22 protein-coding genes and 6 pseudogenes are annotated in these 24,378 nt (G+C 55.9%); 11 read left to right on the top strand and 17 right to left on the bottom strand.

Going from position 1 to position 24,378, the window contains the following annotated elements; translation table 11 throughout:
- The first annotated feature begins 209 nt into the window (after positions 1-209).
- The 3 genes and pseudogenes from SOPEG_RS13460 to tyrR all read left to right on the top strand — a co-directional run bounded on the left by SOPEG_RS13460 (position 210) and on the right by tyrR (position 3,735).
- A pseudogene (locus tag SOPEG_RS13460) lies at positions 210-995 on the top strand (YcjX family protein).
- Positions 992-2,044, top strand: coding sequence for a YcjF family protein (locus SOPEG_RS13455; protein ID WP_025245739.1), 1,053 nt, complete (start codon positions 992-994; stop codon positions 2,042-2,044). The pseudogene SOPEG_RS13460 and the gene SOPEG_RS13455 overlap by 4 nt, the downstream one beginning before the upstream one ends.
- 119 nt (positions 2,045-2,163) lie before the next feature.
- Complete coding sequence (tyrR, locus tag SOPEG_RS13450) at positions 2,164-3,735, top strand: transcriptional regulator TyrR (RefSeq protein ID WP_025245738.1); 1,572 nt, start codon at positions 2,164-2,166, stop codon at positions 3,733-3,735.
- Positions 3,736-3,921: 186 nt separating this feature from the next.
- Here the strand turns inward: tyrR and tpx are convergent, their stop codons facing one another.
- Complete coding sequence (tpx, locus tag SOPEG_RS13445; protein ID WP_025245737.1) at positions 3,922-4,428, bottom strand: thiol peroxidase; 507 nt, start codon at positions 4,426-4,428, stop codon at positions 3,922-3,924.
- 130 nt (positions 4,429-4,558) lie between these two features.
- Between tpx and SOPEG_RS13440 the strand changes: the two are divergent.
- Positions 4,559-5,172 (top strand): annotated as a pseudogene (locus tag SOPEG_RS13440) (enolase C-terminal domain-like protein); the annotation flags it as partial.
- 72 nt (positions 5,173-5,244) lie between these two features.
- Here the strand turns inward: SOPEG_RS13440 and SOPEG_RS23075 are convergent.
- Positions 5,245-5,559, bottom strand: coding sequence for a tyrosine-type recombinase/integrase (locus SOPEG_RS23075; protein ID WP_236851479.1), 315 nt, complete (start codon positions 5,557-5,559; stop codon positions 5,245-5,247).
- Between the two features lie 59 nt (positions 5,560-5,618).
- Positions 5,619-6,458: an IS5 family transposase gene (locus tag SOPEG_RS13430; protein ID WP_257720388.1), complete on the bottom strand. Its 840-nt coding sequence runs from the start codon at positions 6,456-6,458 to the stop codon at positions 5,619-5,621.
- A gap of 56 nt (positions 6,459-6,514) precedes the next feature.
- Between SOPEG_RS13430 and SOPEG_RS13425 the strand changes: the two are divergent.
- Positions 6,515-7,723, top strand: a pseudogene (locus tag SOPEG_RS13425) (IS256-like element ISSoEn2 family transposase).
- Between the two features lie 207 nt (positions 7,724-7,930).
- Here the strand turns inward: SOPEG_RS13425 and SOPEG_RS13415 are convergent.
- Positions 7,931-8,855, bottom strand: a pseudogene (locus SOPEG_RS13415) (IS5 family transposase).
- A 69-nt stretch (positions 8,856-8,924) separates the two neighbouring features.
- Here SOPEG_RS13415 and SOPEG_RS30925 point away from each other — a divergent pair.
- Positions 8,925-8,999 (top strand): annotated as a pseudogene (locus tag SOPEG_RS30925) (surface-adhesin E family protein); the annotation flags it as partial.
- Between the two features lie 41 nt (positions 9,000-9,040).
- Here SOPEG_RS30925 and SOPEG_RS28330 read toward each other — a convergent pair.
- From SOPEG_RS28330 to SOPEG_RS13400, 8 genes are read right to left on the bottom strand one after another with little or no spacing between them, the layout of a single operon-like run.
- Positions 9,041-9,205: a hypothetical protein gene (locus tag SOPEG_RS28330; protein WP_158382408.1), complete on the bottom strand. Its 165-nt coding sequence runs from the start codon at positions 9,203-9,205 to the stop codon at positions 9,041-9,043.
- 11 nt (positions 9,206-9,216) lie between these two features.
- Positions 9,217-9,819, bottom strand: a complete 603-nt coding sequence (locus tag SOPEG_RS29690) for an AAA family ATPase (protein WP_236851477.1) — start codon at positions 9,817-9,819, stop codon at positions 9,217-9,219.
- Positions 9,791-10,120, bottom strand: coding sequence for a TniB family NTP-binding protein (locus SOPEG_RS29685; protein WP_236851476.1), 330 nt, complete (start codon positions 10,118-10,120; stop codon positions 9,791-9,793). Before SOPEG_RS29685 ends, SOPEG_RS29690 begins: the two co-directional genes overlap by 29 nt.
- Before the next feature lie 41 nt (positions 10,121-10,161).
- Positions 10,162-10,746, bottom strand: a complete 585-nt coding sequence (locus tag SOPEG_RS29680; protein ID WP_025245734.1) for a Mu transposase C-terminal domain-containing protein — start codon at positions 10,744-10,746, stop codon at positions 10,162-10,164.
- 30 nt (positions 10,747-10,776) lie between these two features.
- Entirely contained in the window at positions 10,777-11,142 is a 366-nt protein-coding gene (locus SOPEG_RS29675; RefSeq protein ID WP_025245733.1) for a hypothetical protein, read from the bottom strand.
- Positions 11,078-11,920: a hypothetical protein gene (locus SOPEG_RS29670; RefSeq protein ID WP_025245732.1), complete on the bottom strand. Its 843-nt coding sequence runs from the start codon at positions 11,918-11,920 to the stop codon at positions 11,078-11,080. The genes SOPEG_RS29675 and SOPEG_RS29670 overlap by 65 nt, the downstream gene beginning before the upstream one ends.
- 10 nt (positions 11,921-11,930) lie before the next feature.
- Positions 11,931-12,206: a DNA-binding protein gene (locus SOPEG_RS29665; RefSeq protein WP_236851475.1), complete on the bottom strand. Its 276-nt coding sequence runs from the start codon at positions 12,204-12,206 to the stop codon at positions 11,931-11,933.
- Between the two features lie 2 nt (positions 12,207-12,208).
- On the bottom strand, positions 12,209-12,445 hold the full coding sequence (locus tag SOPEG_RS13400; RefSeq protein ID WP_025245731.1) for a helix-turn-helix domain-containing protein: 237 nt from the start codon (positions 12,443-12,445) through the stop codon (positions 12,209-12,211).
- Positions 12,446-12,622: 177 nt separating this feature from the next.
- Between SOPEG_RS13400 and SOPEG_RS13395 the strand changes: the two genes are divergently transcribed.
- Positions 12,623-13,222: a hypothetical protein gene (locus SOPEG_RS13395; protein WP_025245730.1), complete on the top strand. Its 600-nt coding sequence runs from the start codon at positions 12,623-12,625 to the stop codon at positions 13,220-13,222.
- Positions 13,223-13,525: 303 nt separating this feature from the next.
- Positions 13,526-14,983: a DNA glycosylase AlkZ-like family protein gene (locus SOPEG_RS13390; RefSeq protein ID WP_025245729.1), complete on the top strand. Its 1,458-nt coding sequence runs from the start codon at positions 13,526-13,528 to the stop codon at positions 14,981-14,983.
- 46 nt (positions 14,984-15,029) lie between these two features.
- Here SOPEG_RS13390 and SOPEG_RS13385 read toward each other — a convergent pair whose 3' ends face one another.
- Complete coding sequence (locus SOPEG_RS13385) at positions 15,030-15,647, bottom strand: Crp/Fnr family transcriptional regulator (protein ID WP_257720387.1); 618 nt, start codon at positions 15,645-15,647, stop codon at positions 15,030-15,032.
- A 222-nt stretch (positions 15,648-15,869) separates the two neighbouring features.
- Here SOPEG_RS13385 and SOPEG_RS13380 point away from each other — a divergent pair, with 222 nt between their 5' ends.
- Genes SOPEG_RS13380 through SOPEG_RS30920 form a run of 3 tightly spaced genes read left to right on the top strand, consistent with a single transcriptional unit; the run spans position 15,870 to position 17,037 of the window.
- The gene (locus tag SOPEG_RS13380) at positions 15,870-16,214 is read left to right on the top strand and encodes a cupin domain-containing protein (protein ID WP_025245728.1); all 345 of its coding nucleotides are present in this window, start codon (positions 15,870-15,872) and stop codon (positions 16,212-16,214) included.
- Positions 16,211-16,870, top strand: a complete 660-nt coding sequence (locus tag SOPEG_RS13375) for an SAM-dependent methyltransferase (protein WP_025245727.1) — start codon at positions 16,211-16,213, stop codon at positions 16,868-16,870. The genes SOPEG_RS13380 and SOPEG_RS13375 overlap by 4 nt, the downstream gene beginning before the upstream one ends.
- Positions 16,762-17,037: a DUF488 family protein, N3 subclade gene (locus SOPEG_RS30920; RefSeq protein ID WP_417903417.1), complete on the top strand. Its 276-nt coding sequence runs from the start codon at positions 16,762-16,764 to the stop codon at positions 17,035-17,037. The genes SOPEG_RS13375 and SOPEG_RS30920 overlap by 109 nt, the downstream gene beginning before the upstream one ends.
- A gap of 157 nt (positions 17,038-17,194) precedes the next feature.
- Here the strand turns inward: SOPEG_RS30920 and SOPEG_RS24880 are convergent, their stop codons facing one another.
- The 4 genes and pseudogenes from SOPEG_RS24880 to ychF form a co-directional block, all read right to left on the bottom strand.
- The gene (locus tag SOPEG_RS24880; protein WP_081743012.1) at positions 17,195-17,446 is read right to left on the bottom strand and encodes a PTS sugar transporter subunit IIB; all 252 of its coding nucleotides are present in this window, start codon (positions 17,444-17,446) and stop codon (positions 17,195-17,197) included.
- A gap of 549 nt (positions 17,447-17,995) precedes the next feature.
- Positions 17,996-21,388, bottom strand: a complete 3,393-nt coding sequence (locus tag SOPEG_RS13365) for a hypothetical protein (protein WP_025245725.1) — start codon at positions 21,386-21,388, stop codon at positions 17,996-17,998.
- Between the two features lie 394 nt (positions 21,389-21,782).
- Positions 21,783-22,996: pseudogene (locus SOPEG_RS24875) on the bottom strand (IS256-like element ISSoEn2 family transposase).
- 218 nt (positions 22,997-23,214) lie between these two features.
- On the bottom strand, positions 23,215-24,306 hold the full coding sequence (gene ychF, locus SOPEG_RS13355; protein ID WP_025245724.1) for a redox-regulated ATPase YchF: 1,092 nt from the start codon (positions 24,304-24,306) through the stop codon (positions 23,215-23,217).
- Positions 24,307-24,378: the final 72 nt, after the last annotated feature.

The raw sequence follows: 24,378 nt of genomic DNA, 5'->3' as shown, positions 1-24,378 counted from the left end.
ACGCCACGCCTTGCGGACAGGCTGGCGTTCCCTGCAAGGCGGGGAGTGATGAGCTAAGCGGAAGAGGGCGCGCGTTGGGGCTGGCCTCGGCGCCGTGGGTTTCAAGGCGCGCAACGGCGGGCAAAAAAAGCGAACGGCATTGCGGTTTCCGCTACAATAGCTGCACGCCGTGACGTGAAGAAACAGGGAAGAGCAAAGGGAAACCGCCGATGAAAATACTGCAAACCGAATTTAATGCGCTGGTGAATCGCGGGCTTGACCGGCACCTGCGGCTGTCGGTGACCGGCCTGAGCCGTAGCGGTAAGACCACGTTTATTACTTCGCTCGTCAATCAGCTGCTTATGGCTAATCATGGCGCACGCCTGCCGTTGTTCAATGTGGCCCGCGAAGGCCGGCTGCTGGGCGTGCGGCGGGTGCCTCAGCGTAACCTGGGGTTGTCACGTTTTACTTACGATGAAGGTATTGCGGCGCTCAACCGGGGGCCCGATGCCTTTAACGACATGCGTCTGGCGCTGACGCAATTGATGCGCAGCTTTCATTACGGCAAGCGTAGTCTGTATCGCCGGCTATTTCCCCCCTGTATTGATAAGTTGATGTTTGCCGCGAGCAAAGCGGATCATGTGACCGCCGATCAGCACGCCAATCTGGTCTCGCTGTTGCAGCAGTTGGTGAAAGACGCCTGGCAAAATGCCGCTTTTGAGGGCATCAGTATGGATTGCGCCGGGGTGGTGGCGATTCAGTCCACGCTTAATGGCGCGGTGATGCATCAGGGACAAAGCCTGCCGGCGCTCAAAGGAGATCGGCTGGAGGACGGAGCGCCGCTCACGTTTTATCCGGGAGAGGTGCCGGCACGCTTACCGGGACCCGCCTTTTGGCAACACCAGCAGTTTCAGTTCGAGGCCTTCCATCCGTAGGCGCGTGAGAGCGACGCCCCGTTACCGCATATTCGCATGGATGCCGTCATGGAGTTTTTGCTGGGGGATAAATTACGATGACCGATCCTATCCGACCGCGTATTGATTTTGATTCGCCGCTGAACGAGCCTGAGGCGCTGCGCCTGCGCGCCGCCAGGCACTTTACTCACGCCGACAGCGAGGGGTTTGTGCCCCATCCTTCGGAGGTAGCGGAAGACGACACCGGCAAGCCTGAGGCGCTGCTCACCCACGCGTTGACGCTAAAACGCAACCTGTGGCGGCGGATGGTGGTGGCGGGTGTAGGCCTATTGGCGCTCAGCAGCGTCGCGCAGGGCATCGGCGCTTTCGTAACCGCCTGGCAGCAGCAGTGGTTCAGCCTGGGTGCGCTCACAGCCGGTGGCATCATCGTGCTGGCGGCCCTCGGCGCGATTTGCGGCGAATGGCGCAGGCTTTACCGCCTGCGCGAAAGGGTGACGCTACGCGATCATGCGGCGGACCTGCTAAAAAGCCATGCGTTAGGCGAGGGGCGGGCGTTTTGCCAGCGGCTTGCCGCCCAGGCGGGCATCGACGCCGATCATCCCGCGCTGCAACGCTGGCAGGCCGCGCTGCACGATAGCCAGAGCGATCGGGAAGTGGTGGCGCTTTACGCCAGATTGGTCCAGCCGGTCATTGACCGCCAGGTGCGGCTCACTATCAGCCGATTTGCGGCGGAATCGACGCTGTTGGTCGCCGTTAGCCCGCTGGCGCTGGTGGACATGAGCTTTATCGCTTGGCGTAATTTCCGCTTGGTGAACCGTATAGCCGCGCTTTACGGTATTGAGTTGGGTTATTTCAGCCGCATCCGGCTGTTCCGGCTGGTGCTGGTGAATATCGCTTTTGCCGGTATTAGCGAATGGGTACGGGAAATCGGTATGGACTCGGTATCCCAAGATCTCACGGCCCGGCTCTCTGCCCGCGCCGCGCAGGGAATGGGGGCAGGGTTGCTGACGGCCCGGCTGGGGCTGAAGGCAATGGAACTGTGCCGGCCGCTACCGTGGTTGCCCGGTGAAAAACCGCGCCTCGGTGAGTTCCACCGCGAATTGGTGGGCCAGTTAAAATCCGCGTTGGACAAGCGTTCCTCCGCCGGCTGACCGATAAATGGATGGTTTAGTGTCCAGGCTGTCAACTTTTGCTGACAGACAGCTTCAACCGCGGCGCAATGGCCAGTATGATATCCCCCAAACACCTGATCGCTTGAGCGAGGCAATACATGCGTTTAGAAGTAGCTTGTCAGGACCGTTTGGGCCTGGTGCGGGAAATATTGGATTTACTGGTGTCGCGTACAATCAATTTGCGCGGCATCGGGGTCGTCGCCGCCGGGCGCGTTTATCTTAATTTTACGCAGTTGGAATTCGATGTGTTCCGCTCATTGATGGCGGAGATTCGCCGGATAGACGGCGTGACCGATGTGCGTACCGTCGCTTTTGTGCCCACCGAACGCGACTCGCGCGCGATGCAGGCCATTCTTGCCGCCATGCCGGAAGCCGTATTGTCTATCGATCTCAAAGGTCGGGTCGCACTGTCCAACCCGGCGGCGGCGCTCTTGTTCAATCTCAGCGAAGAGAAACTCGCCGGCCAGTCTGTATCCTCGCTGGTGGGCGGTTTTGATTTCAATCGGTGGCTGGAGGATGCCCGGCCGCAGCCGGCCGCCGAACGGGTCGTGATTGCCGGTCAGGATTTCCTGCTGGATATCACCCCCGTGCAATTGCCGGGGGACGACGGCAATATCGCCACCGTCGGCGGTGTGGTCATGTTGAAATCGGCGGTGCGCATGGACCGGCAATTAAAAGACCATTCCGTTCACGACGACAGCGCGTTCAGTCACCTGCTGGCCAGCAGCGAGCGTATGCGCCAGGTTATCAATCACGCCCGAAAGCTGGCGATGCTGGGCGCGCCGCTGCTGATCATGGGCGAAACCGGTACCGGTAAAGATTTGTTAGCGCACGCCTGCCATCTGCGCAGCGCCCGTGGCCGTAAGCCCTTTTTGGCGCTCAATTGTGCCGCCTTGCCCGACGAAGTGGCCGAAAGCGAGCTGTTTGGCCATGCCGCCGGCGCTTATCCCAACGCGCTCGAGAGTAAAAGAGGCTTTTTTGAACAGGCGGACGGCGGGTCGGTGCTGTTGGATGAGATAGCGGAAATGTCGCCGCGCATGCAAAATAAGTTATTGCGCTTTCTCAATGACGGCACCTTCCGGCGCGTGGGGGAAGACAAGGAAATGCACGTGGATGTGCGGGTCATTTGCACCACGCAGAAAAATCTTCTGGAGCTGGTACGGGACGGCCATTTCCGCGAAGACTTGTATTATCGCCTGAATGTGCTCACCTTGACTATCCCGCCGTTGCGCGAGCGCCCCGAAGATATCATGCCGCTGGCATCGATGTTCGTCGCCCGTTTCTGCGACGAACAAGGGGTGGCGCTGCCGCGTTTGGCGCCGGATCTGGCCGCCACGTTGACGCTTTATCCCTGGCCGGGCAACGTGCGACAGTTGAAAAATGCGCTGTATCGCGCCATGGCGCAGCGGGAAGGGGCGACATTATGCGCCGAGGATATTGACCTGCCCGACTTCAGCCAGGCGCTGACGTTGACGGACGATCTCTTGGACGGTTCGCTGGATGACATCAGCAAACGGTTCGAGCGTTCCGTGTTGACGCGCCTCTATGGTGCCTATCCCAGTACCCGCAAATTGGCGAAACGGCTGGGGGTATCTCATACCGCCATTGCCAATAAATTACGGGAATATGGTTTGAGCGGCAAGAAAACGGATGAGGATCCCGCGATCTAGCCCGGCGGATGCCCACATAACGCGTTCACCTCAACGGAGCGCCGGCCAAGCGGCTCTGTCCAGCGGGGCGCGTGACGAGCCGGCGACGTCAGCGCGGCGCCAGCCGGGGTCGGTTAATCCGAGGGCGGCAAGCCGGCGCGGATCGGCCAAAGTGTCCACCGTCTATCCTGCGTTTGCCGCGCTCGCTCAGGCGTGCAGCGCGGCGTGCGCCGCATCGTAATCCGGTTCTGTGGCAATTTCGCCGACCAGTTGGCTGTAAATGACGCTGTCGTGTTCGTCCAATACCACCACCGCGCGCGCCGCCAAACCTTTCATCGGTCCATCGTCTATCGCTACACCATAATGCTGGCGGAATGCCGGGTCGCGCAGAGTAGACAGGGCGATGACCCGCTCTAGCCCCTCGGTGCCGCAAAATCGTTTCTGAGCAAACGGCAGGTCGGCGGAGATGCAGAGTACCAGCGTATTGTCGAGCGATCCCGCCAATTGATTGAACTTGCGGACCGACGTTGCGCAGGTGCCGGTGTCCACGCTCGGGAATATATTAAGAACCTTGCGTTTTCCGGTGTAACTTTTCAAGGTCACATCGGACAAATCGGTGGCGACCAGTAAAAAATCCGGCGCTTTGGCACCCGGCGCCAAAAACGTACCGGCTACGGTCACCGGCTGGCCTTTCAAAGTAATAGTCTGTGACATGAATCGCATCCTTTTGGGTGATAGTGTACAAGTCATTAACAGAATAAGCCTAATTGCGTTGAATTACGAAATTTCTTCTTATCCCTGCCGATAGGCGGTGTTTTGCCGCTAATTGATCCGAGGATGCCCGATGAGAGTAATGCGTTTTTACCCGCAGGCCTGGCCGTTGCGAACGCCGTTCGTCATCGCGCGCGGCGAGCGTACCGAAGCCCGGGTGGTGGTAGTGGACATCGAGCAAGATGGGCTGCATGGTATCGGTGAATGTACGCCCTATCCCCGTTATGGCGAAACCGAGGCCTCGGTTATCGGGCAAATCAACAGCGTCCTGCACGGCATCGAACAGGGCATAAGCCGGGACGTCTTGCTGCAATTGCTGCCCGCCGGCGCTGCGCGCAATGCCATCGATAGCGCGCTGTGGGATTTGGAGCGCCAGGCGGCCGGCCAAACGCTGGCGGAATATGCCGGTGTCGCGCTGCCGACGCGGATCGCCACGGCGCAGACCCTGAGTATCGATGAGCCGCAGACGATGGCGGAGGCGACGCGGCGATGCTGGAGCAACCGCTGCCGGCGGAGCACGACGCGGCGTTGCAGCATTTTATCCATCCGTTGCCGATTTGCGCGGATGAGAGTTGTCATACCCGTGACCAATTGGCGACGCTACAGGGCAGTTATGAAATGATCAATATCAAGCTGGATAAAACCGGCGGGCTGACCGAGGCGCTACTGCTGGCGCAGCAGTGGCGTTAAAAATTTAGCCTTTACATTTAATGCATTATAATCAATCGATCGAAATTACTCGAAATTCGATCGAAATAATCATACCTCCGTCCACTCCGCACCTCTTACATCCCGGTACTTATCAGTCATCTCGGATGACTTATGTCCTAACAGTTTTTGAGCATAATCTTTTCCTTTTTCCTCTGTATACAAGCGTGCTGCCAAACTTCTGATTTCGTGAAAATAAGGAGCGGTATCCTCCCACGTCAATCCAGAGGCACGGCGAGCTTTCATAAATGCTTCGGAAATTGTTCTTTTAGCAAACATACTATATTTTTCGTCAGCTACTATATGGGAAACTCCATGATTTAATGCTCTAAATTTCTCCAGAACATCAGAAAGAGAAAGCCCCAAACACGCTTTGTTGAATAAATCCGAAATTTGTGACGACTTCCTCCCTATCAGGGCGATTGTTACATGATGCGGACGCTGTTTGGCATTCCTAACAGCGTGATCCGGTTAAGCGCTTTGACCATTGCCATAGCCTCACCTACCTGCGCGTCATAGTCATGCAGACTCAGATGACTACCCAGAAGTGTTTTAAACCGAAACATGGCCGTTTCAGCCAGTGAACGCCGGTGATAACCTACTTTCTTTTTCCAGGTATCGTTATTGCCGCTCAGATGCTGATTTGCCACCGCATGGTTACGCTCATGGTATCGAGCTGGCCAATATTGCGCACCACTTCGCGGTGGGATAAGCGGCTTTATTTTTTTCCTCAGCAGAGCATCATGACAGTAACGCGTATCGTAAGCACTGTCAGCCGACGCTTCCCTGATTTTCCGGTGGGTTTGGTTAATCAGCCCGGGCAGCGCCTGCGCATCTGTCGTACCGCTTAGCGATAAATCGGCACAGATAATTTCATGTGTCGCGCTATCTACTGCCAGATGAAGCTTGCGCCATACTCTGCGCCTCTCAGCCCCATGCTGCCTGACTTTCCATTCGCCTTCGCCGAAGATTTTCAGGCCGGTGCCATCGATGACCAGGTGTGAGATTTCGCCGCGGGTTGGCGTTTTTATGCTGATGTCGACGGTTTTTGCTCGCCGTCTGACCAGAGAGTAATCTGGGCAGCGCAGCGACAGCCCCATCAGTTTAAAAATCGCGTCAACGAAACCCTGTAACGCCCGGAGCGAAAGGTTAAACACGCGCTTTATCATCAGAACCGTGGCAATGGCCATATCGGTGTAGTGAAGCGGCCGGCCACGATGTTCAGGTGGTGTACTCTCAGTCCATGCAGGAGCCTGTTTAGAAATTTGTGTATTTGCCTGATTTTGATATGTTCAATCCAACATCAAAAACAGGTTAATTTATGGACGAAAAACAGTTGCAGGCTCTGGCTAACGAACTGGCCAAAAATCTCAAAACCCCTGAAGATCTCAGTCACTTCGATCGGCTGCTGAAAAAAATTAGCGTCGAAGCAGCTCTCAATGCCGAAATGACCCATCACCTCGGCTACGATAAAAATCAGCCTAAACCGGGGACCAACGCCCGCAACGGCTATTCCACAAAAACCGTTACCACTGGCGATGGCCCGCTGGCGCTGCGTACTCCACGCGATCGTGACGGTTCCTTTGAACCGCAACTGGTGAAGAAGAACCAGACCCGGATTACCGGGATGGATAACCAGATTTTATCGTTGTACGCCAAAGGGATGACCACCCGCGAGATCGCCGCCGCGTTCAAAGAGCTGTATGACGCCGATGTCTCGCCGGCGCTGGTCTCAAAGGTCACCGATGCGGTCATGGAGCAGGTTGTCGAATGGAAAAACCGGCCTCTGGATGCAGTCTATCCCATTGTTTATCTTGACTGTATCGTTCTAAAAGTCCGGCAGGACAGCCGCATCATCAACAAATCTGTGTTCCTGGCGCTGGGCATCAACATCGAAGGCCAGAAAGAGTTGCTAGGTATGTGGCTGGCCGAAAATGAAGGCGCAAAGTTCTGGCTGAACGTGCTGACAGAGCTGAAAAACCGCGGCCTGAACGATATCCTTATCGCCTGCGTAGACGGGCTGAAAGGTTTCCCTGACGCTATTAACGCGGTGTATCCGGAAGCGCGGCTCCAGCTGTGTATCGTGCATATGGTGCGCAACAGCCTGCGGTTCGTCTCCTGGAAGGACTACAAGGCCGTCACCCGCGACCTGAAAGCTATCTATCAGGCCCCTACGGAAGAAGCCGGCTTGCAGGCGCTGGAAGCGTTCTCCAGTGCCTGGGACATCCGCTACCCACAAATAAGTCAAAGCTGACAGGCAAACTGGGCCAATCTGGCCACGTTCTTTGCCTACCCAACGGACATCCGCAAGGTGATCTACACGACCAACGCCATCGAGTCGTTAAACAGCGTGATCCGGCATGCCATCAAAAAGCGCAAGGTGTTCCCGACCGACGACGCAGTGAAAAAGGTGGTTTGGCTGGCGATACAGGCGGCCTCACAGAAATGGACAATGCCTTTGAGGGACTGGCGCATGGCAATGAGCCGCTTTATTATCGAGTTCGGCGACCGCCTGGACGGTCACTTCTGAGAAAAGGCATTTACACAGAATCGTGTACAGGGTCCTACCAGGGCCGAATTGAAAACAGGTTTCATTTGCTTTCATGAGATCTCGACACAAAGCGTATCCCATCGAAGATCTCCTGTAAAGCATCTGCGCCTTTAATTTTTAAGGTACACAGCGCTTTGTTGAATAAATTCGAAATTTGTGACGACTTCCTCCCTATCAGGGCGATTGTTACATGATGCGGACGTTGTTTGGCATTCCTACACAGCGTGATCCGGTTAAGCGCTTTGACCATTGCCATAGCCTCACCTACCTGCGCGTCATAGTCATGCAGACTCAGATGACCACCCAGAAGTGTTTTAAACCGGAACATGGCCGTTTCAGCCAGTGAACGCCGGTGATAACCTACTTTCTTTTTCCAGGTATCGTTATTGCCGCTCAGATGCTGATTTGCCACCGTATGGTTACGCTCATGGTATCGAGCTGGCCAATATTGCGCACCACTTCGCGGTGGGATAAGCGGCTTTATTTTTTTCCTCAGCAGAGCATCATGACAGTAACGCGTATCGTAAGCACTGTCAGCCGACGCTTCCCTGATTTTCCGGTGGGTTTGGTTAATCAGCCCGGGCAGCGCCTGCGCATCTGTCGTACCGCTTAGCGATAAATCGGCACAGATAATTTCATGTGTCACGCTATCTACTGCCAGATGAAGCTTGCGCCATACTCTGCGCCTCTCAGCCCCATGCTGCCTGACTTTCCATTCGCCTTCGCCGAAGACTTTCAGGCCGGTGCCATCGATGACCAGGTGTGAGATTTCGCCGCGGGTTGGCGTTTTTATGCTGATGTCGACGGTTTTTGCTCGCCGGCTGACCAGAGAGTAATCTGGGCAGCGCAGCGACAGCCCCATCAGTTTAAAAATCGAGTCAACGAAACCCTGTAACGCCCGGAGCGAAAGGTTAAACACGCGCTTTATCATCAGAACCGTGGTAATGGCCATATCGGTGTAGTGAAGCAGCCGGCCACGATGTTCAGGTGGTGTACTCTCAGTCCATGCAGCAATGGCTGACTCATCAAGCCATACTGTCAGGTCCCCCCGCTGCCTGAGCGCATTGTTATATGCGGGCCAGTTGGTGATTTTAAACTTTTGCTTTGCCATGGGTACCTGATGTTGAAACGAATGTAGTGATCAGAGCCGCCAGTCACCTAAAAGTTCGATTTATTCAACAAAGCCATGGCAATGGTCAAAGCGCTTAACCGGATCACGCTGTTAGGAATGCCAAACAGCGTCCGCATCATGTAACAATCGCCCTGATAGGGAGGAAGTCGTCACAAATTTCGGATTTATTCAACAAAGCGTTCAATACGGATAACGGGTTTGCAATTATGCAATATCACGCTTTTTACGCTCACGCCTCTTATCGTCAAATAATGAATAACGGCTCCTGCCTGCGTCATGGCGGCGATAAGATGAGTGTTGGTCGATGCTGCTTTATGATGGACTGACATACTTTCCTCCTTCAATGAATTAGCATTTCTGCATAGCGGTCGATTAACGTCACGGACATCCCCTGATTGCCGATAGCGCTTGTTCGGGCCACCCCACGCGCCAGCTTAAACAGGCTGCGATAATTGCCCCGTGAATGTTTGCGAAAGGTGGCGGCAATCTCCGGCGCAAGCGGCTCGCTCGAGGCCTCGCCGTTCGATAACAGGCTGCCCAGAATGGCGCTGAAATCCTCGGCTTCACTTTCTTTCTTGCGAGATTCCAGGTCTAACGCCATGCCCACCCGACTATAAAGCTGGGCGTATTCCCCGCGTGAGCCTTTGAGATTGAGCAGCAAACGCGGCATGCCCGCCAGTACAATGGCCACCCCGGAACGGTCGTGAATGCGGCGCAAGACTTCAAGCGCCCGGTAGGGCAGCAGCTCGGCCTCGTCAACCAGCACCAGCCAGTGCTTGTCGCGTAGCCCCTGCACACACTCCTCGACCAGCTCATGGATATTGCCGGTTTTCCGCAGACCCAGCCGGGCACACAGCGCCTGCAGCAGCACCTTGGCGGTATAGCCGGGGTCGGCTTCAATCAGGATGACGCCTTTATTGATTGGCGCTGTTGGCGCGCACATACTCCTTCAGCACCATGCTTTTTCCCATGCCGGCCGGGCGGTATATCACGCCGATATCGCCGAAGTCGTGCGTGGCACTAATCAGGTTCAGCGCCACCCTCGCCAAATGGGTCGGCACAAAATGCACCTTGATGTCCCGCCGGTGGGCGCGCTCTGTATCGCGGTCAAGAAAATCTCGCAGTGTGCCCCCAACGTTATCAATATTGCCGTTGTAAACCCCCTTTAAATATTGTGAAATGGTGGCACAGCTTAATCCGGTTTTATCGGCTACCTTGCGCTGGGTGTAGCCTGACCGTTCCATCAGCTGGAAAATACGTTCTCGCGTTGTCATACAATATATCCTTAGCGGTTATTACTGACCTGCTTGATATCGTGCTCATATTCGGATTCAAATAAATACACCTTCTCTTTTTCGGGTGCCGACACCTTGGGTATCAGCAGGCTGTAATCGCTCTCCCTGGGCGCATCAATCACCGGACGTAATTCGTCTTTCGCATTCTGAATTTTGCTTTCGGCCAGCTTAATGCGACGCTTGGCACGCGCTTCCAGGGCTTTTTCTACCCGCGAGACCGGCACCGGCGAGGCGGTATTGCCATTCCAGAGCGCGGTGCAGAGATAGGCGCCGTCCATCTGGCGAATAATCACTTCGTTCGGATTATGGATATCGTAGGCCACCCGCACCGTCTGGCGGTCTACCTCAATCAGCTCCCGGGCAAAATACTGGTTATTCAACAGTTCAACCCAACCGCGCTGGGCCACCCGTTTCTCTTCCGGCATAAACATCTCGCGCAGCTCGCCCGGCGTCAGGTATTCAATGTTGTCTCCTTCCTCAGCCAGCAGGGCCTTGCGGTAAGCAGCCGGTGTCATCGACTTGTCGTTGACCTTCGGCAGCGCGCTGTGCTCGTGGCTGTGGTTATAGCGCCGCACCTCTTCCTCGATGGCGTCTATCAGCTGCCGTCAGCTGGGCAGAATCGCCAGCGTCTTTTGCTGCGTGGCGTTCAGCTCTTTACCCTGGCGCAAGGCATTCGACAGACTCAGCAGTTTTTGCCCCTGCACCCGCGCCCCGTTGGGGTCAGCGCTCAGCCCGTTATAGGTCTGAAAGCGCAGTGCCAGCCGGCGGGGCAGCACACCGTTAAGCCGCTCAATAATGCCCCGCGCCTGGGGGTTACCGGGGATACCGGTAATATGCTCAATGCCCAGCCGGGGAAAAATCCCGGTGATATCCGCATCCAGCATCTTGTTGGTCTCGCCGCCGCAGTTATCGGAGTAGGCAAACAGCGGCTTGCCGTGGTGCTGGATGGCATAACGCCACGCATCGGCCACCGCGATGGCGTTTTCCGCCAGTGACAGGCTCCAGCCCACCAGATAGCGGGTGCGCCCGTCGAGCACCAACGTCAGCTCCGGGGTAAAGGGCCGCCCGTGTATCGGATGGGCCACTTTTCATGTTCAGCGATTTACCGTCAGCTATCCAGCAGCCATTTACCGGCATCTGCGCCCAATCCCGCTGTTGGTACACCTGATACGCCTTAAGCGCCGAGCCAGTGACCCGTCCCTTGACCCGTCGGTGAGGTGCCACCCGCTTGACCATGCGATTCACCTTGTCGTAGGTCGGCAGGGCCGCCAGCATGGCAGGCTGGTCATGATATTTGCCCTGCCAGTCCGCCTGAAACGCGCGGTAGGCTTCCAGCACCGTCAGGCCACAGGGTCGGGCATAATGCGGCCAGAACAGCGTATAGAACCACGTCATGTCCTCGGGACGCTGCTTCTTCGGCTGCCCTGGAGCCAGTATCGCCAGACGCTCCTGGGGCCGCTCGGCGCTGAGATAGAGACTCACCCATTCCTGCAGACTGCTTTTGCCTACCCCTTGCCGGGTGCGGCCCTTTTTGGCGTTGGCCCGCGTGGCGGCGCGCTGCAGGGCTTCGGGCAATGTGCCGGCCTTTGACTCATCGACGATAAAGGTCACCGCCGCAATGCGGGTCATGCCAGCCTGCTGTAACCGGATCACTTCCTGTGCCAGTACCATGCGCGCATCGGCAATCTGCTTCTGCTGATCGTTCAGGGCCTGCACCTTGCGCTCAAGCAGGGCCGGACATTGGCGCATGATCGCCAGCTCATCGGCGTGACTTGATTACAGTGCTGCCTTTGAGCGACTCATCAACCGGCTGGGCCGGGGCTTGCGCTATTAAGGATTTATAGTGCCGCTGTTTGATGATCTCGCGTGTTTGTTCTGGCAGACAATCGATGTGATACTCGAAAGCCTTGGTGCCTGAACGCTTACGGACTAAATCTGGTGAATTTGCAGCCCGCTTATTCAATGACCAGCGAAGTCCCTGCAAGGTGCCAGGCAATCCGGGTAAACCGACTAACTCACTCACCGTAACAAACATAATTACGACACCTTACTCATATAACGACTGGGCCAAATGCTGGCCGGATCCACATTGAGTGCATTAGCGATAATGCGTTCACCTTTGGGATAGGGACGATACAGCGCGTTTTTTAACGTGCTGGACGCCAGCCCGGAGCCGCGGGAGAGATCTTGCATGGTGATCCCCTTCTTGTGCAGGGAGGCCACGATATCAATCCGGTGCCAGTCACGATGATTCACTTCATTTCTATCTATCATTCGATTACCCTAAAAAAGTTAACCATGCGGGTAAGTCCTGGGGCTTACCTCTACTGCAAGTATTGATCTTAATTAAAATCATGTAAAGCAAAAAGTTCGCTTTCTTTGATTCTTTTTATGGCTAATGCGCGCAATTTATTTTACTCCTTTTGAATCAATAGATTAAGTGAAAAGAAAATGACAGATGAAAAAACAAATGAATTTGCTTTTGATGGGGGGAGCAAAGAAAGCTTTAGAGAGCGTTTAAAGATGCTGATTGGTGAACGCAGTATCCGCGCTGCTGCTAGGTGCTGGGGGTTATCTTTTTCTACATTAAATAATTACTTGAACAAAGGAACTGAACCGTCCTTTACTGCAATACGGAGTATTGCGTATAAGGAGCAAATCAGCCTTGATTGGCTAGCATTTGGATCAGATGACAAGTTAGCTAATAACTTAAAAACTAGATCTGGAAAAACGGGGATAGATGATAACGATGGTAAGTTAATGACTGCCTGGCTCATGGTGCTTGATTCACTTGATGCGCAAGAAGCTCAAGCTATCTTGAGGATTATCCATAGGAAAGGGATTGAAGGGGTTATTTCGGCTTGTATGAAAACTGATACTACAAATGAAAATAATATCACTAGCAATATTGAAAGGGCGTTACTTGAACTTCCTCCCGAAGAGCAGGAGCGCCTAATGGCTTTACACGAAGCTAAAGAGGGGGCCACACCTGAAGAGTGTGCAGTAGAAAATGTAGAAACCTTAGATAGCAAGAACAGTGGAGCGGCCTAACTAAAGATTAGGCCTTTATTTATCGCATTTCATTATATTTCTGATTTACTGATATTAATTCAACCTAACTCACTTACACTTGAGGGGATGATCAAACGGTGTTTAAACCACCTTCAAATCTGCTCAAACCACAGTCATTCGAGTCCAGAATTTAGTGCAAAAAAATCATTTTCTGCTCATTTTTTTGCGATGAGTCCAGAATCCTTAAAATTGTGGTAAGCCTTGCCAGTAAAGGGCTTCCGGCTAATCCATCGTTCCCCTTGAGAGTCCAGAAATGATTGCTACCCCACATACAGGGGGCTGATGCAGCGGCTGCATGACGGCGCGATGCGGCTGGTGGAAGCCACGACCGACGTCCCGTCGCCGTTTGCCGCCAACCTGCTGTTAGGCTATGTGGCGGAGTTTATGTATCAGGGCGATGCGCCGCAGGCCGAGCGTCGGGCGTCCGTCCTGTCGCTGGATAGCGGGTTGCTCAGCGAGCTGCTGGAGCAGGGGGAACTCGGCGAACTGCTCGACCCGCAGGTGGTGGCGCAGGTCGGCGAGGGGTTGCAGCATACCGCCCCCGAGCGCCGGGTGAAGGGGGTGGAGGGCCTGGCCGATGTGTTGCGCGAGCTGGGGCCGCTGTCGCATGCGGAAATCGCGGCGCGCCTGGTGCATGAGAAGGCCGACGAGGTGGACGTCGCGCTGACGCAGTTGGCGGCGGCCAGGCGGATCATTCCCGTGACCCTAGGCGCCAAACCCCGCTGGGCGAGCGTGGAAGATGCCGCCCGCCTGCGTGACGGGCTGGGTGTCGCGTTGCCGCCGGGCGTTCCCGCGGCCTTTTTACAGGCCGTCGACGCGCCGGTGCGCGATCTGCTCAGCCGCTATGCCCGCACCCACGGGCCTTTTACTTCCGCCCAGGCGGCGGCCCATTTTGGCCTGGGCGTCGCTATCGTCAATGAGCAGCTAGTGCAATTGCGAGATCGGGGCCGGTTGCTGCCCTGCAATGTCGCCGGCGCGGGGGAAGGGGACACCGGTAGCCGCCGGGAGTGGGTCTGGGACGAGGTGTTCCGTCGCCTGCGGGCGCGATCTTTGCAGGCGGCGCGCGCGGCGTTCGGGCGGCTGATGCTCGAGCGCCAGGGCGTGGTGACGGACGCCGCGCCGGCGCCGGCGGGAAGGGCTTCAAACGCGTCGGTCAGCGCGTCGCTGCATCTGGCCTTGTTGGACGTTTTGGCGGACGGCGGCGCCTATTTTGTGCGGCAACTGACGCCGCTGCTGCGACGCATGGAGGATGCCGGCCGTATTTTGCGGGGACGCTTCGTTAACGGCATGGGCGCCGCGCAATTCGCCGAGCAGGATAGCATCGAGCGATTACGGGAATTGGCGGCGCCCGCGTCCACCCCCTCCGGCGGCGGTGGCGCTATCGGCCTACGATCCGGCCAATCCGTTCGGCTGGCTGCTCTCTTGGCCAGCGCATCCCTCCGGCATCCGGCCGTCGCGCCGCGGGGGGCGATGGTGGTTATCTGTGGCGGTAAGTTGGCGCTGTATCTGGCCCCGAGCGGCCGTCAACTGCTTACCTTCCTGGCGTTCGATGAGGCTAACATCGCCGGCTGGCTCGCCGCCAGTCTGCGCGCGCTGACGACCGGCCTGCGGCGCGAAAAAGGGCGGGGGTTTACCCTGGAGACGGTTGATGGCCGGCCTGTCGGAGCAGGACCCTGGGGCGAGGCGCTGTCTAACGCCGGCTTTTCACGCGTACCGAAAGGGTATGCCTGGTACGGCTAAACCGGCCGGCTCCTGCCAGCCTAATGCGGGCCCGCGCCGCCCCCGATCAAAATTGACGCCGCGCCCCTTGGGATAGCGTTTGCAAAAACGTGATGTTTTCAAGCTGCATGCGGTTGCCCACGCCTGAAATAATATGCTCTTTGCGCCATTGGGACAGCAGCCGGCACAGAGTCTCACTGCGCATCCCCAACCGGGCGGCAAGCTGGGCGCGGCTGAGCGGCAGGTGTAGTGCCAACTGCTCGCCGTTATGGCTGAAATCCACCAGCCATGCCGTCAGGCGCTCTGCCGCTGAACTGGAAGTGAGCCAGTCCACGTGATTGAGCGTTGCATAAAGTTGATTGCAGAAATGGTGCAGAAAACCGAGCGTAAGCGCAGGGTAGCGTAAACACAGATCGTGCAGCAGCGCGTGCGGGATGCGCACCCCACAGCCGTCGGCGCGCGCGCGGGCATTCATCGGGAAACGGCCGTGATCCATGAACACCGCCGCCAGCGCCACCCACTGGCCGGGGCCGAGGATCTGGAACACCTTTTCCTCGCCCTGGCGAGTATCGCGATAAATCTCTAGGCTGCCCTGCTCTAGCAACAGGCTGAAGCGCTGGTCGTCTCCCTCATTAAAAATTTTCTCGCCCTGGGTAAACGCGAGCTGCTGGCAGCGTGACGCCAGGTGGCGCTGCGCGGCCGCGTCCAGCTGGCCCAGCTAGCGTTGCCGACGAAGGCTGTCGAGGATCGCCGTATTGACATTTGTCATTGGTCTGTGTCCTGTAAGGGGCTAAGGTGCGGTTGTCAGGAAATGAGAATCATTGTGATCTACAGCTGACGAGATGAACAGGTCTTTATTCCGCGCCGCACCCGCAAGGCGCATTATTGATTGATGGAGAGCATTTGTATGGGCACATCCTCGCTCCAGGCAGCCACTGCCTTACTCCTTCACGACCTTATCACCCCCACCGAACAGGGGATCGCCAGCCGCGTGCTGGCAAAGACCCAGGGCGGCAACGTGACGCTGTTTGCTTTCGACCGCGGGCAAGCGCTGAGCGAGCATTCGGCGCCATTTGACGCTTTGGCGCTGGTCGTGGCGGGACGGATCGGTTTCACCGTCGGCGGCGAACCGCTGGAAGCGCAGCCGGAGATGTTGGTGCGTCTGCCGGCGAATGTGCCCCATGCGCTACAGGCCCTGGAGGCCTCGCGCATGCTGCTGATAATGCTGCGTGAGCCGGCGGTGCAAGGATGATCAAGCACCATGAGGCTGGCCATAAATTCCTGGCCCGTTTAGGCAAACCGCGGTTGCGCCCGGGGGGCCGGCGGGCGACCGAATGGCTGCTGAGCCACGCCGCGTTAAGCGCCGACAGTCTGGTGCTGGAGGTGGCCTGCAATCGGGGAACGACCGCCATCGCGGTAGCGGCGCGGTATGGCTGCCGCGTCACCGCGGTGGACAAAGATCTCGCCGCGCTGGCGCAAGCGCGCCGTGACGTGGCGGCGTGTGGCTTGGCGGCGCGGGTGACGGTCGTGGAGGCGGATGCGCTGCATCTGCCTTATCCGGACGGTCATTTTTATGTGGTGATAAACGAGGCGATGCTGACCATGTACGCCCATAAGGCCAAAGCGCGGTTGGTGGCGGAGTATTATCGGGTACTTAAACCCGGCGGTCGGCTGTTGACGCACGACATCATGCTACGACGCCAGGACGGCGCCAACGCGGTACTGGCGCAAATGCGCCAGGCCATCAACGTTAACGTTCAGCCGATGACGCTGTCGGAGTGGCGCGCGCTGAAGATCCTATGGCGGGCGCTAGGCAAAGACAATCGACGCTACTTTTGGCTCATGTTCCTGCCCTTCCGGCGACATCGCCATCGGTTGCACTCCCTCGCGCTGTGCAGCATAAAATAGGGCTATCGGGCGAGGTCACGGAGGAGGGCATGTTCTATTGCAGACGAGTCTATGATCCGGCGTGGGCCGCTGACGGCTATCACGTACCGGTAGACCGGCTTTGGCCACGCGCTATCAGCAACATCACCCTGCTCAGGTGCTGGCGGCGTTTTTACGACCGCGGCTAACCAAGACCTAACACGGCAGCGCGCGGGCAGACGAGCGCCGGCCGGTTCAAACGCGTGCCGCAGCGCTCGACCCGTGCGACACTCCCCGGCAATCCCCCGTGCTTTCGCCGAGAAGGGGGGCCCGTCAAACCCAGGCGAGTCCGGTCGCACGATGCGATTAACTGACCGGCGTTTGCCCCGCGATAAAGTCGTTAAGGATTTTCTCGGCATTCATGGTGATATAGTCACTGCCGTTGATCACTTTTATCGGTTTATTGTCGGGAATGAGCGATGAAAAATAATTCAACTTATAAGTGATGTGCGGGCCGATGAGAAAGGCATCATAGAGCGGCGCGGCGATGGCAAAATTATCTTGACCGGTCGCGCTGGCAATAATATCCCTATTTTGATCGCGCGCGAGCTTATTTATTTTTTTTCGCCAGCATCGTCGCGGTTGTGCCCGAAATACAGCATATTAATATTTTTTTCATGATGCGCCCCTTAACACTGCGCCAGACTTAATGTTGGCGGCAATGTCTGTTAATATTATCAGCGCTGCTGTCTGCTTAATTCGCGGTAAGGACACGAAAAGGCTTAAGTTCAAATACTATTGCACCGTTATTCTCCTGTCTTTGTGATATTTCTCACAAACGCACATTTTTTGCCCGCGGCGAAGACCACTATCGGTTTTACCTTCCCTTGATTGCCGCTGAGGGGGCGCCATGTCCGTAGAAAAATGAGCCGATAACGTTGTGCGACGAGTCGCCATCGCCGCGGCATGGCGTAGGGACAGGCCAGCCGACGGAGGCCGCAGCCGCGGATGCGGTTATTCTGATGAGGTGAGGCAAGACCGGCCCCCTGTCACATCAGCTCGATTCACCGACGCGTGGACGGAACAGGGGCATTCACCACGTTGGGCGGGGAGCGGGGTTGAAGATCTCTGCTCGTTTCTCTAGGGCTATGGAGGGGTCTGACTCTCCTATAGATATAACGTTTTCAGTATCATGGCAACGTGATCCATGTTTTTCATAATGACGTTGGCCTTTAAGGTCTTATACTGCGTCAAGGCGGTGGTCAGGTTTGACGGTAAGCGCACATTATTGACGGCGGCATAGTCACCGAGAAACTGATACAGCCCACTTCTTTTATCCAATGTGTTTAGACTATGCGCCATGACGGTATTAACGGTCTTTTGGTTCGGTAACGGGGTTAAGCTGTCTTGCGTGAGCGGAATATAATCGTTTAACACCGAGCTAATTTGTAGCGTCGCGCGCAGCACATCTTCGTCAATGCGGGTTAGCGACATCGTTGCGGACGGACCTCGCCACCTGTCAGGATGACACAATAGCGCGTCGGCGATAAACACCAGGCCCTGCAAGCTGTATTGCTGCGCGCCATAAACAAGGGGCAGTTGCTTAATGTTGCTTCGCGTGTGCCTTAATAAGCAAGCCTCCCCGAGACTGCTATGGCGGGTGGCAATAATGACAATATTGGTAAAATTGACCGCCTTGGCCTCATTGAGAAACTGACGGGCGCGCTGACAATAATCAATTAATTGCTGCTCGGCGTGGGCAAGGATCTCATTTTCACAATTGTCGAGCGTACATTGCAAATATTCTCTGACGCGCTGTATGAAAAGCGGGCGGCGGGTAATGAATTTTTCTGTCAAGGCTTCAATCATAACGGTGATCTGGCGCAGATAATGATGCGCGAGCTCGACGGCTTCATTCATATAATCATAGTGGGGATCGTCGATCTTTTCTTGATGACCAAAGTACAGCACCTTATCGACGGCGGGCTCCAGCCATTGCTGGGCATAGTAGAAGGGGTGGCGACCCGCTATCATATCCTGGGCTTGTTGCGCCAGGATGGGGCAACGGTTGACGCCGTCAGCCGACGCCTCGACCCGGAACAGCGTGCGTGCGCTCAGCGTGCCGCCACGACGATCCCCGTGAGACGATCTTTTCCTGTGCCTGTTTTCGCCTACCGGGTTTTCCAGTATGCCGCCCATGGCCATCCCCGACATGAGACCGGAGTTAAAGGCGGCAATACCGGCAACGCCCATATCGTGGGTACAAACGGCCGTAATAGCGCCGAATGTCACACCGCTGGCGCTGCCGCCGAGTATGGCAACGGAGGGGGTAGGCCCGCCGACGGTGGCTTTATAGCCATAAATCGTCGCCACCGCCGCCAGACCGGCCAGCGTCAATCCCGCGAGCGTATAGTCCTGAGGCGTAGGGGTCGGATCGGCCGTCTTCGCTGCGCCAGGACCGGCATTCAGTTGCTCGGCGGCGGCCGCGTGGTCCGGCGCCGACGTGGTGTTGGCGCTTGACGGCCAGGGGCCTGCGCCCTGGATGAGCACGGTGATAAGATGCTCCAACGCCGGTATGGGCAGGCTGGGCCTACCTTGCTTACCGTTGCTTTGAAGATATTCCAGCGCCGGCAGGAGGCGCTTGTAAACCAGCATTGCCACCAGTGAGCGGGATATTGAGCTGTGGCCTTCATTATTATTGAGCGTCAAAAATATCTCTTTAGGATTGGTATAGTGATATTCAATAATGTTTTTTTCCGTCTCGAGTGCACTGATTTGAAAATCGTAAAGCTCGCGATAAAGTATCTCGGTCAGGTAATTAATCACGCTTCGAGTGATGTCACCGTGAATCATCAATCCCATTTTCAGCTCAGGATAGATTTGCCGGCAAAACTCCAGCGGGATAATGAGGTTGCCGCCCTGTTCTTTACCCCGATAGAACAAAAGCGTTAACAGCTGGTTTCTGAGTAACGGTAAATCTAGCAAGGGTAAGCGGGTTTCAAGCCGCTGCCGCAGGGCGGTGAAAGCCTTCGACCCTTGTTCATAGCCACTCGCCAACGGCGGGAGCACCGTCTCGACGACATAAGCGGTATCGATGATATCGCGCCACTCCTCTCTCATGGCCAGATAAAGGGTATGCAGCGTCGACGGGAAATGGGGAAGGGAAATATTGATGGTATAGCTGAGCGTCTGAATAAAGTGTATTTCATCGACCGTTTGGCGGTAAATCTCACTGACAAATAGCGCGTAGGGGCAGGTTTTACACTCCGCGATGGCCGGACGCGCAATAGCGCGATTTAATAGCGAATTGAAATAAAGGCGGTAGAAGTCGGTGGGAACATGCTTTTCAATAAACGGGCGCAGCAGGGTGCCATAGCGCGCGTGAGTCATGAAGTCAGGATCATATTGGTCGAACGTGAAGGGGAATTTGCTGGCGTTTCGTCCGACCTGAGGACGCGATTGCCGCAGTGCCAGGGTTTGCGGGGCCGACGTGGTTGAAGGGACGGCGGCCGTTGCGCCCGATAGCCACGACTGCCAGAGATGATAAGCACCCGTCAAACCGGCCGCGCTCGCCGTCGCCCAGAGCAGTTTCTTTGGCCAGGGCGACGCGCTGGCGCCGCTGGCCATCGCGGCGGGGAGCAAGGCGCTAGGGTGAAGAGACGCGACCGCTAAATGCGCGCTGCTGCGGGCCATCGTCGACGTTGCCGTCGTCTTTGGCCGTGGCGGCGATGGCGTCGCGCCGATGCCGAGACGTTTTTCCACCGCTTTTTCCCAGGATAATCGCGCAGAGCGAGACCGGCACAGTCGCGCGCCAGGCAATCTTTTCTGCGCGCGGGCGGTAATCATCAGCGGCGCGGGCAGTCGCGATGATGCCTGGCTGACGATGTCTTCGAGAATGCTCCAATAAAGCTGAGCTTTGCATAATAGCGTCACCAGGCAAAGCGGTAGCCGCAGGGTATACCGCTGGGGGTCGGGTGTGTCCCGACAAAGGAAAATCGCCACGGCGCAACAGCCGAAGGCCAAAAGGCTGGCGCTGGCGTTTTCTTGCGCCAGATCCTGACCAAAAAGGGTAGCGATAAGGGGATCGCCTATCCATTCCCGCAGGCATTGCCTCACATGGCCGGCGAGCAACACCAACGGGTGACACTCGTCCATAAGGTATCGACAGGCAAGCGTCAGGGATGCCATGAGCAGCGCGGGACGATTTTGGCCGCCGATGATGGCGGTATAAAGGCTTTGCGCCAGTGTTGCAACCTGAATCGGCAAACCGAGATATTGGCTGGACGCTAAGGTTTGTAATACATGGGATTGCTGATATTTGGCCAGGGCGGAAAACAGCCGTATCAGGCATCGTCGTCCGTCTTCACTTAGGGGGACTTTGCTTGCCTGAAATACCGGCAGCGAGAGGGCCGTGCCCGGGGCGTCATTGCGCAACGGAAAGTCCTCGTACTCCTGACAATCATAATAAACATCACCTTGCCAACAATGGGCCGATTCCGCGCCGAGATAAGGGGGGAGAGAATGCGGGGGTTTAGCCAACATAACGATTTCCTTGTTCATCAGACGGCCGCATGACGCGCCTGAGGAGGTCATAGCGCAGCGGGCGTTAACGGGTCAGTTATGGAAAAAACCTCTTTATATAAGCGAAAAAGACTAACGACTTCTTGGGATCGCATCATGCGCTCGCCGCGTGTCCGGTGAAAGGAAATTAAGTTAACTGGCTGAAGCGGCAACGATTAATCGTGATGAGCGGCTTGCGTATACGGTTTTTCGCACAGAAGAGATCCTATTATCGTCGTCTGTTTAGCGTAAATGCCGGGGAAGACCGCGTTAATTTAGTGAATAGCGCCGATTGCCAATAGCGGCGAAAGTCTATGGTTGCGAAGGGTCTTGGTCCGCGGTGTCCTTGGCCGTTAAAGCGAGCCCGTACCGGATTCTGTGTAAATGCCTTTTCTCAGAAGTGACCGTCCAGGCGGTCACCGAACTCGATAATAAAGCGGCTCATTGCCATGCGCCAGTCCCTCAAAGGCATTGTCCATTTCTGTGAGACCACCTGTATCGCCAGCCACACCACCTTTTTCACTGCGTCGTCGGTCGGGAACACCTTGCGCTTTTTGATGGCATGCCGGATCACGTTGTTTAACGACTCGATGGCGTTGGTCGTGTAGATCACCTTGCGGATGTCCGTTGGGTAGGCAAAGAACGTGGCCAGATTGGCCCAGTTTGCCTGCCAGCTTCGACTTATTTGCGGGTAGCGGATGTCCCAGGCACTGGAGAACGCTTCCAGCGCCTGCAAGCCGGCTTCTTCCGTAGGGGCCTGATAAATAAGCTTTCAGGTCGCGGGTGACGGCCTTGTAGTCCTTCCAGGAGACGAACCGCAGGCTGTTGCGCACCATATGCACGATATACAGCTGGAGCCGCGCCTCCGGATACACCGCATTAATAGCGTCAGGGAAACCTTTCAGCCCGTCTACGCAGGCGATAAGGATATCGTTCAGGCCGCGGTTTTTCAGCTCTGTCAGCACGTTCAGCCAGAACTTTGCGCCTTCGTTTTCGGCCAGCCACATACCTAGCAACTCTTTTTGGCCTTCGATGTTGATGCCCAGCGCCAGGAACACAGATTTGTTGATGATGCGGCTGTCCTGCCGGACTTTTAGAACGATACAGTCAAGATAAACAATGGGATAGACTGCATCCAGAGGCCGGTTTTGCCATTCGACAACCTGCTCCATGACCGCATCGGTGACCTTTGAGACCAGCGCCGGCGAGACATCGGCGTCATACAGCTCTTTGAACGCGGCGGCGATCTCGCGGGTGGTCATCCCTTTGGCGTACAACGATAAAATCTGGTTATCCATCCCGGTAATCCGGGTCTGGTTCTTCTTCACCAGTTGCGGTTCAAAGGAACCGTCACGATCGCGCGGAGTACGCAGCGCCAGCGGGCCATCGCCAGTGGTAACGGTTTTTGTGGAATAGCCGTTGCGGGCGTTGGTTGGTCCCCGGTTTAGGCTGATTTTTATCGTAGCCGAGGTGATGGGTCATTTCGGCATTGAGAGCTGCTTCGACGCTGATTTTTTTCAGCAGCCGATCGAAGTGACTGAGATCTTCAGGGGTTTTGAGATTTTTGGCCAGTTCGTTAGCCAGAGCCTGCAACTGTTTTTCGTCCATAAATTAACCTGTTTTTGATGTTGCGGTAAACATATCAAAATCAGGCAAATACACAAATTTCTAAACAGGCTCTAAGTGAGTGAATAAGTAACTAATTGATCAATTGAGTAATTGTCTCTAATGCGTTAGCCAAAGGGGACAAAAAAATCCACGTCAGTGCGTGGATTTTAGTGGTTTTCATGAGACGGCATCCAACCTCATGAGATAACAAATTTTATTTAGACGTTGAACAGGAAATTCATCACGTCGCCGTCTTTAACCACATACTCTTTCCCTTCGGAGCGCATTTTGCCGGCCTCTTTGGCGCCTTGCTCTCCTTTATAGGTAATGAAATCGGCAAAAGAAATGGTCTGGGCGCGGATAAAGCCCTTTTCAAAATCGGTGTGAATTTTGCCGGCCGCCTGCGGCGCGGTAGCGCCCACCGGGATGGTCCAGGCGCGCACTTCTTTTACCCCGGCGGTGAAATAAGTTTGCAGATTCAACAGTTCATAGCCGGCGCGAATGACGCGGTTCAAGCCCGGCTCGTCAAGACCCAATTCCGCCATGAATTCATCGCGCTCTTCTTCGTCGAGTTCGGCGATATCCGATTCCACCGCGGCGCAAACCGCGACCACCACCGATCCCTCGGCCGCGGCGATAGCGCGCACCTTATCCAAATAAGGATTATTGTCAAAACCGTCTTCATTCACATTGGCGATGTACATCGTCGGTTTGAGCGTCAGAAAGCTGAGATAACGGATAGCGCTTTTCTCATCGCTCGACAGGTCCAGCGTGCGCAGCATGCCGGCATTGCTCAGATGGGGAAGACACTTTTCCAGCGCTGACAGCTCCAGCTTGGCATCCTTGTCGCCACCTTTGGCACGTTTTTGCACCCGGCGGATGGCGCGTTCGCACGCTTCCAAATCGGACAGGGCCAGCTCGGTGTTAATGACGTCGATGTCCTCTGCCGGATCGACTTTCCCCGCCACATGAATAATATTGTCGTTTTCAAAGCAGCGCACAACATGGCCGATCGCTTCGGTTTCACGGATATTGGTCAAAAACTGGTTGCCCAATCCTTCCCCTTTGGACGCGCCTTTCACCAGACCGGCGATATCGACAAACTCCATGGTGGTCGGCACGATACGCTGCGGTTTGACGATTTCCGCCAGCTGATCCATGCGCGGATCGGGCATCGGCACCACGCCGGTATTGGGCTCGATGGTACAAAACGGGAAGTTCGCCGCTTCGATGCCCGCCTTGGTCAGCGCATTAAACAGGGTGGATTTGCCCACGTTAGGCAACCCGACAATACCGCATTTGAAACCCATGGTTATTTTACCTTAAATAGCTCTATTATCAGCCGGTTAAATGCCAATGCCGGCATAATATCACTCTAAACG

The sequence above is a fragment of the Candidatus Sodalis pierantonius str. SOPE genome, from assembly GCF_000517405.1.
Classification (GTDB): domain Bacteria; phylum Pseudomonadota; class Gammaproteobacteria; order Enterobacterales; family Enterobacteriaceae; genus Sodalis_C; species Sodalis_C pierantonii.
This window is presented reverse-complemented; position numbering and strand designations above follow the sequence as displayed.

Excerpts from the sequence above, each read along its gene's own strand:
- SOPEG_RS13455 (WP_025245739.1), top strand. The coding sequence starts at position 992 with ATGACCGATCCTATCCGACCGCGTATTGATTTTGATTCGCCGCTGAAC.
- tyrR (WP_025245738.1), top strand. The coding sequence starts at position 2,164 with ATGCGTTTAGAAGTAGCTTGTCAGGACCGTTTGGGCCTGGTGCGGGAA.
- tpx (WP_025245737.1), bottom strand. The coding sequence starts at position 4,428 with ATGTCACAGACTATTACTTTGAAAGGCCAGCCGGTGACCGTAGCCGGT.
- SOPEG_RS28330 (WP_158382408.1), bottom strand. The coding sequence starts at position 9,205 with ATGTCAGTCCATCATAAAGCAGCATCGACCAACACTCATCTTATCGCC.
- SOPEG_RS29690 (WP_236851477.1), bottom strand. The coding sequence starts at position 9,819 with ATGTGCGCGCCAACAGCGCCAATCAATAAAGGCGTCATCCTGATTGAA.
- SOPEG_RS29685 (WP_236851476.1), bottom strand. The coding sequence starts at position 10,120 with ATGGAACGGTCAGGCTACACCCAGCGCAAGGTAGCCGATAAAACCGGA.
- SOPEG_RS29670 (WP_025245732.1), bottom strand. The coding sequence starts at position 11,920 with ATGCGCCAATGTCCGGCCCTGCTTGAGCGCAAGGTGCAGGCCCTGAAC.
- SOPEG_RS29665 (WP_236851475.1), bottom strand. The coding sequence starts at position 12,206 with ATGTTTGTTACGGTGAGTGAGTTAGTCGGTTTACCCGGATTGCCTGGC.
- SOPEG_RS13400 (WP_025245731.1), bottom strand. The coding sequence starts at position 12,445 with ATGATAGATAGAAATGAAGTGAATCATCGTGACTGGCACCGGATTGAT.
- SOPEG_RS13395 (WP_025245730.1), top strand. The coding sequence starts at position 12,623 with ATGACAGATGAAAAAACAAATGAATTTGCTTTTGATGGGGGGAGCAAA.
- SOPEG_RS13390 (WP_025245729.1), top strand. The coding sequence starts at position 13,526 with ATGCAGCGGCTGCATGACGGCGCGATGCGGCTGGTGGAAGCCACGACC.
- SOPEG_RS13380 (WP_025245728.1), top strand. The coding sequence starts at position 15,870 with ATGGGCACATCCTCGCTCCAGGCAGCCACTGCCTTACTCCTTCACGAC.
- SOPEG_RS13375 (WP_025245727.1), top strand. The coding sequence starts at position 16,211 with ATGATCAAGCACCATGAGGCTGGCCATAAATTCCTGGCCCGTTTAGGC.
- SOPEG_RS30920 (WP_417903417.1), top strand. The coding sequence starts at position 16,762 with ATGGCGGGCGCTAGGCAAAGACAATCGACGCTACTTTTGGCTCATGTT.
- SOPEG_RS13365 (WP_025245725.1), bottom strand. The coding sequence starts at position 21,388 with ATGAACAAGGAAATCGTTATGTTGGCTAAACCCCCGCATTCTCTCCCC.
- ychF (WP_025245724.1), bottom strand. The coding sequence starts at position 24,306 with ATGGGTTTCAAATGCGGTATTGTCGGGTTGCCTAACGTGGGCAAATCC.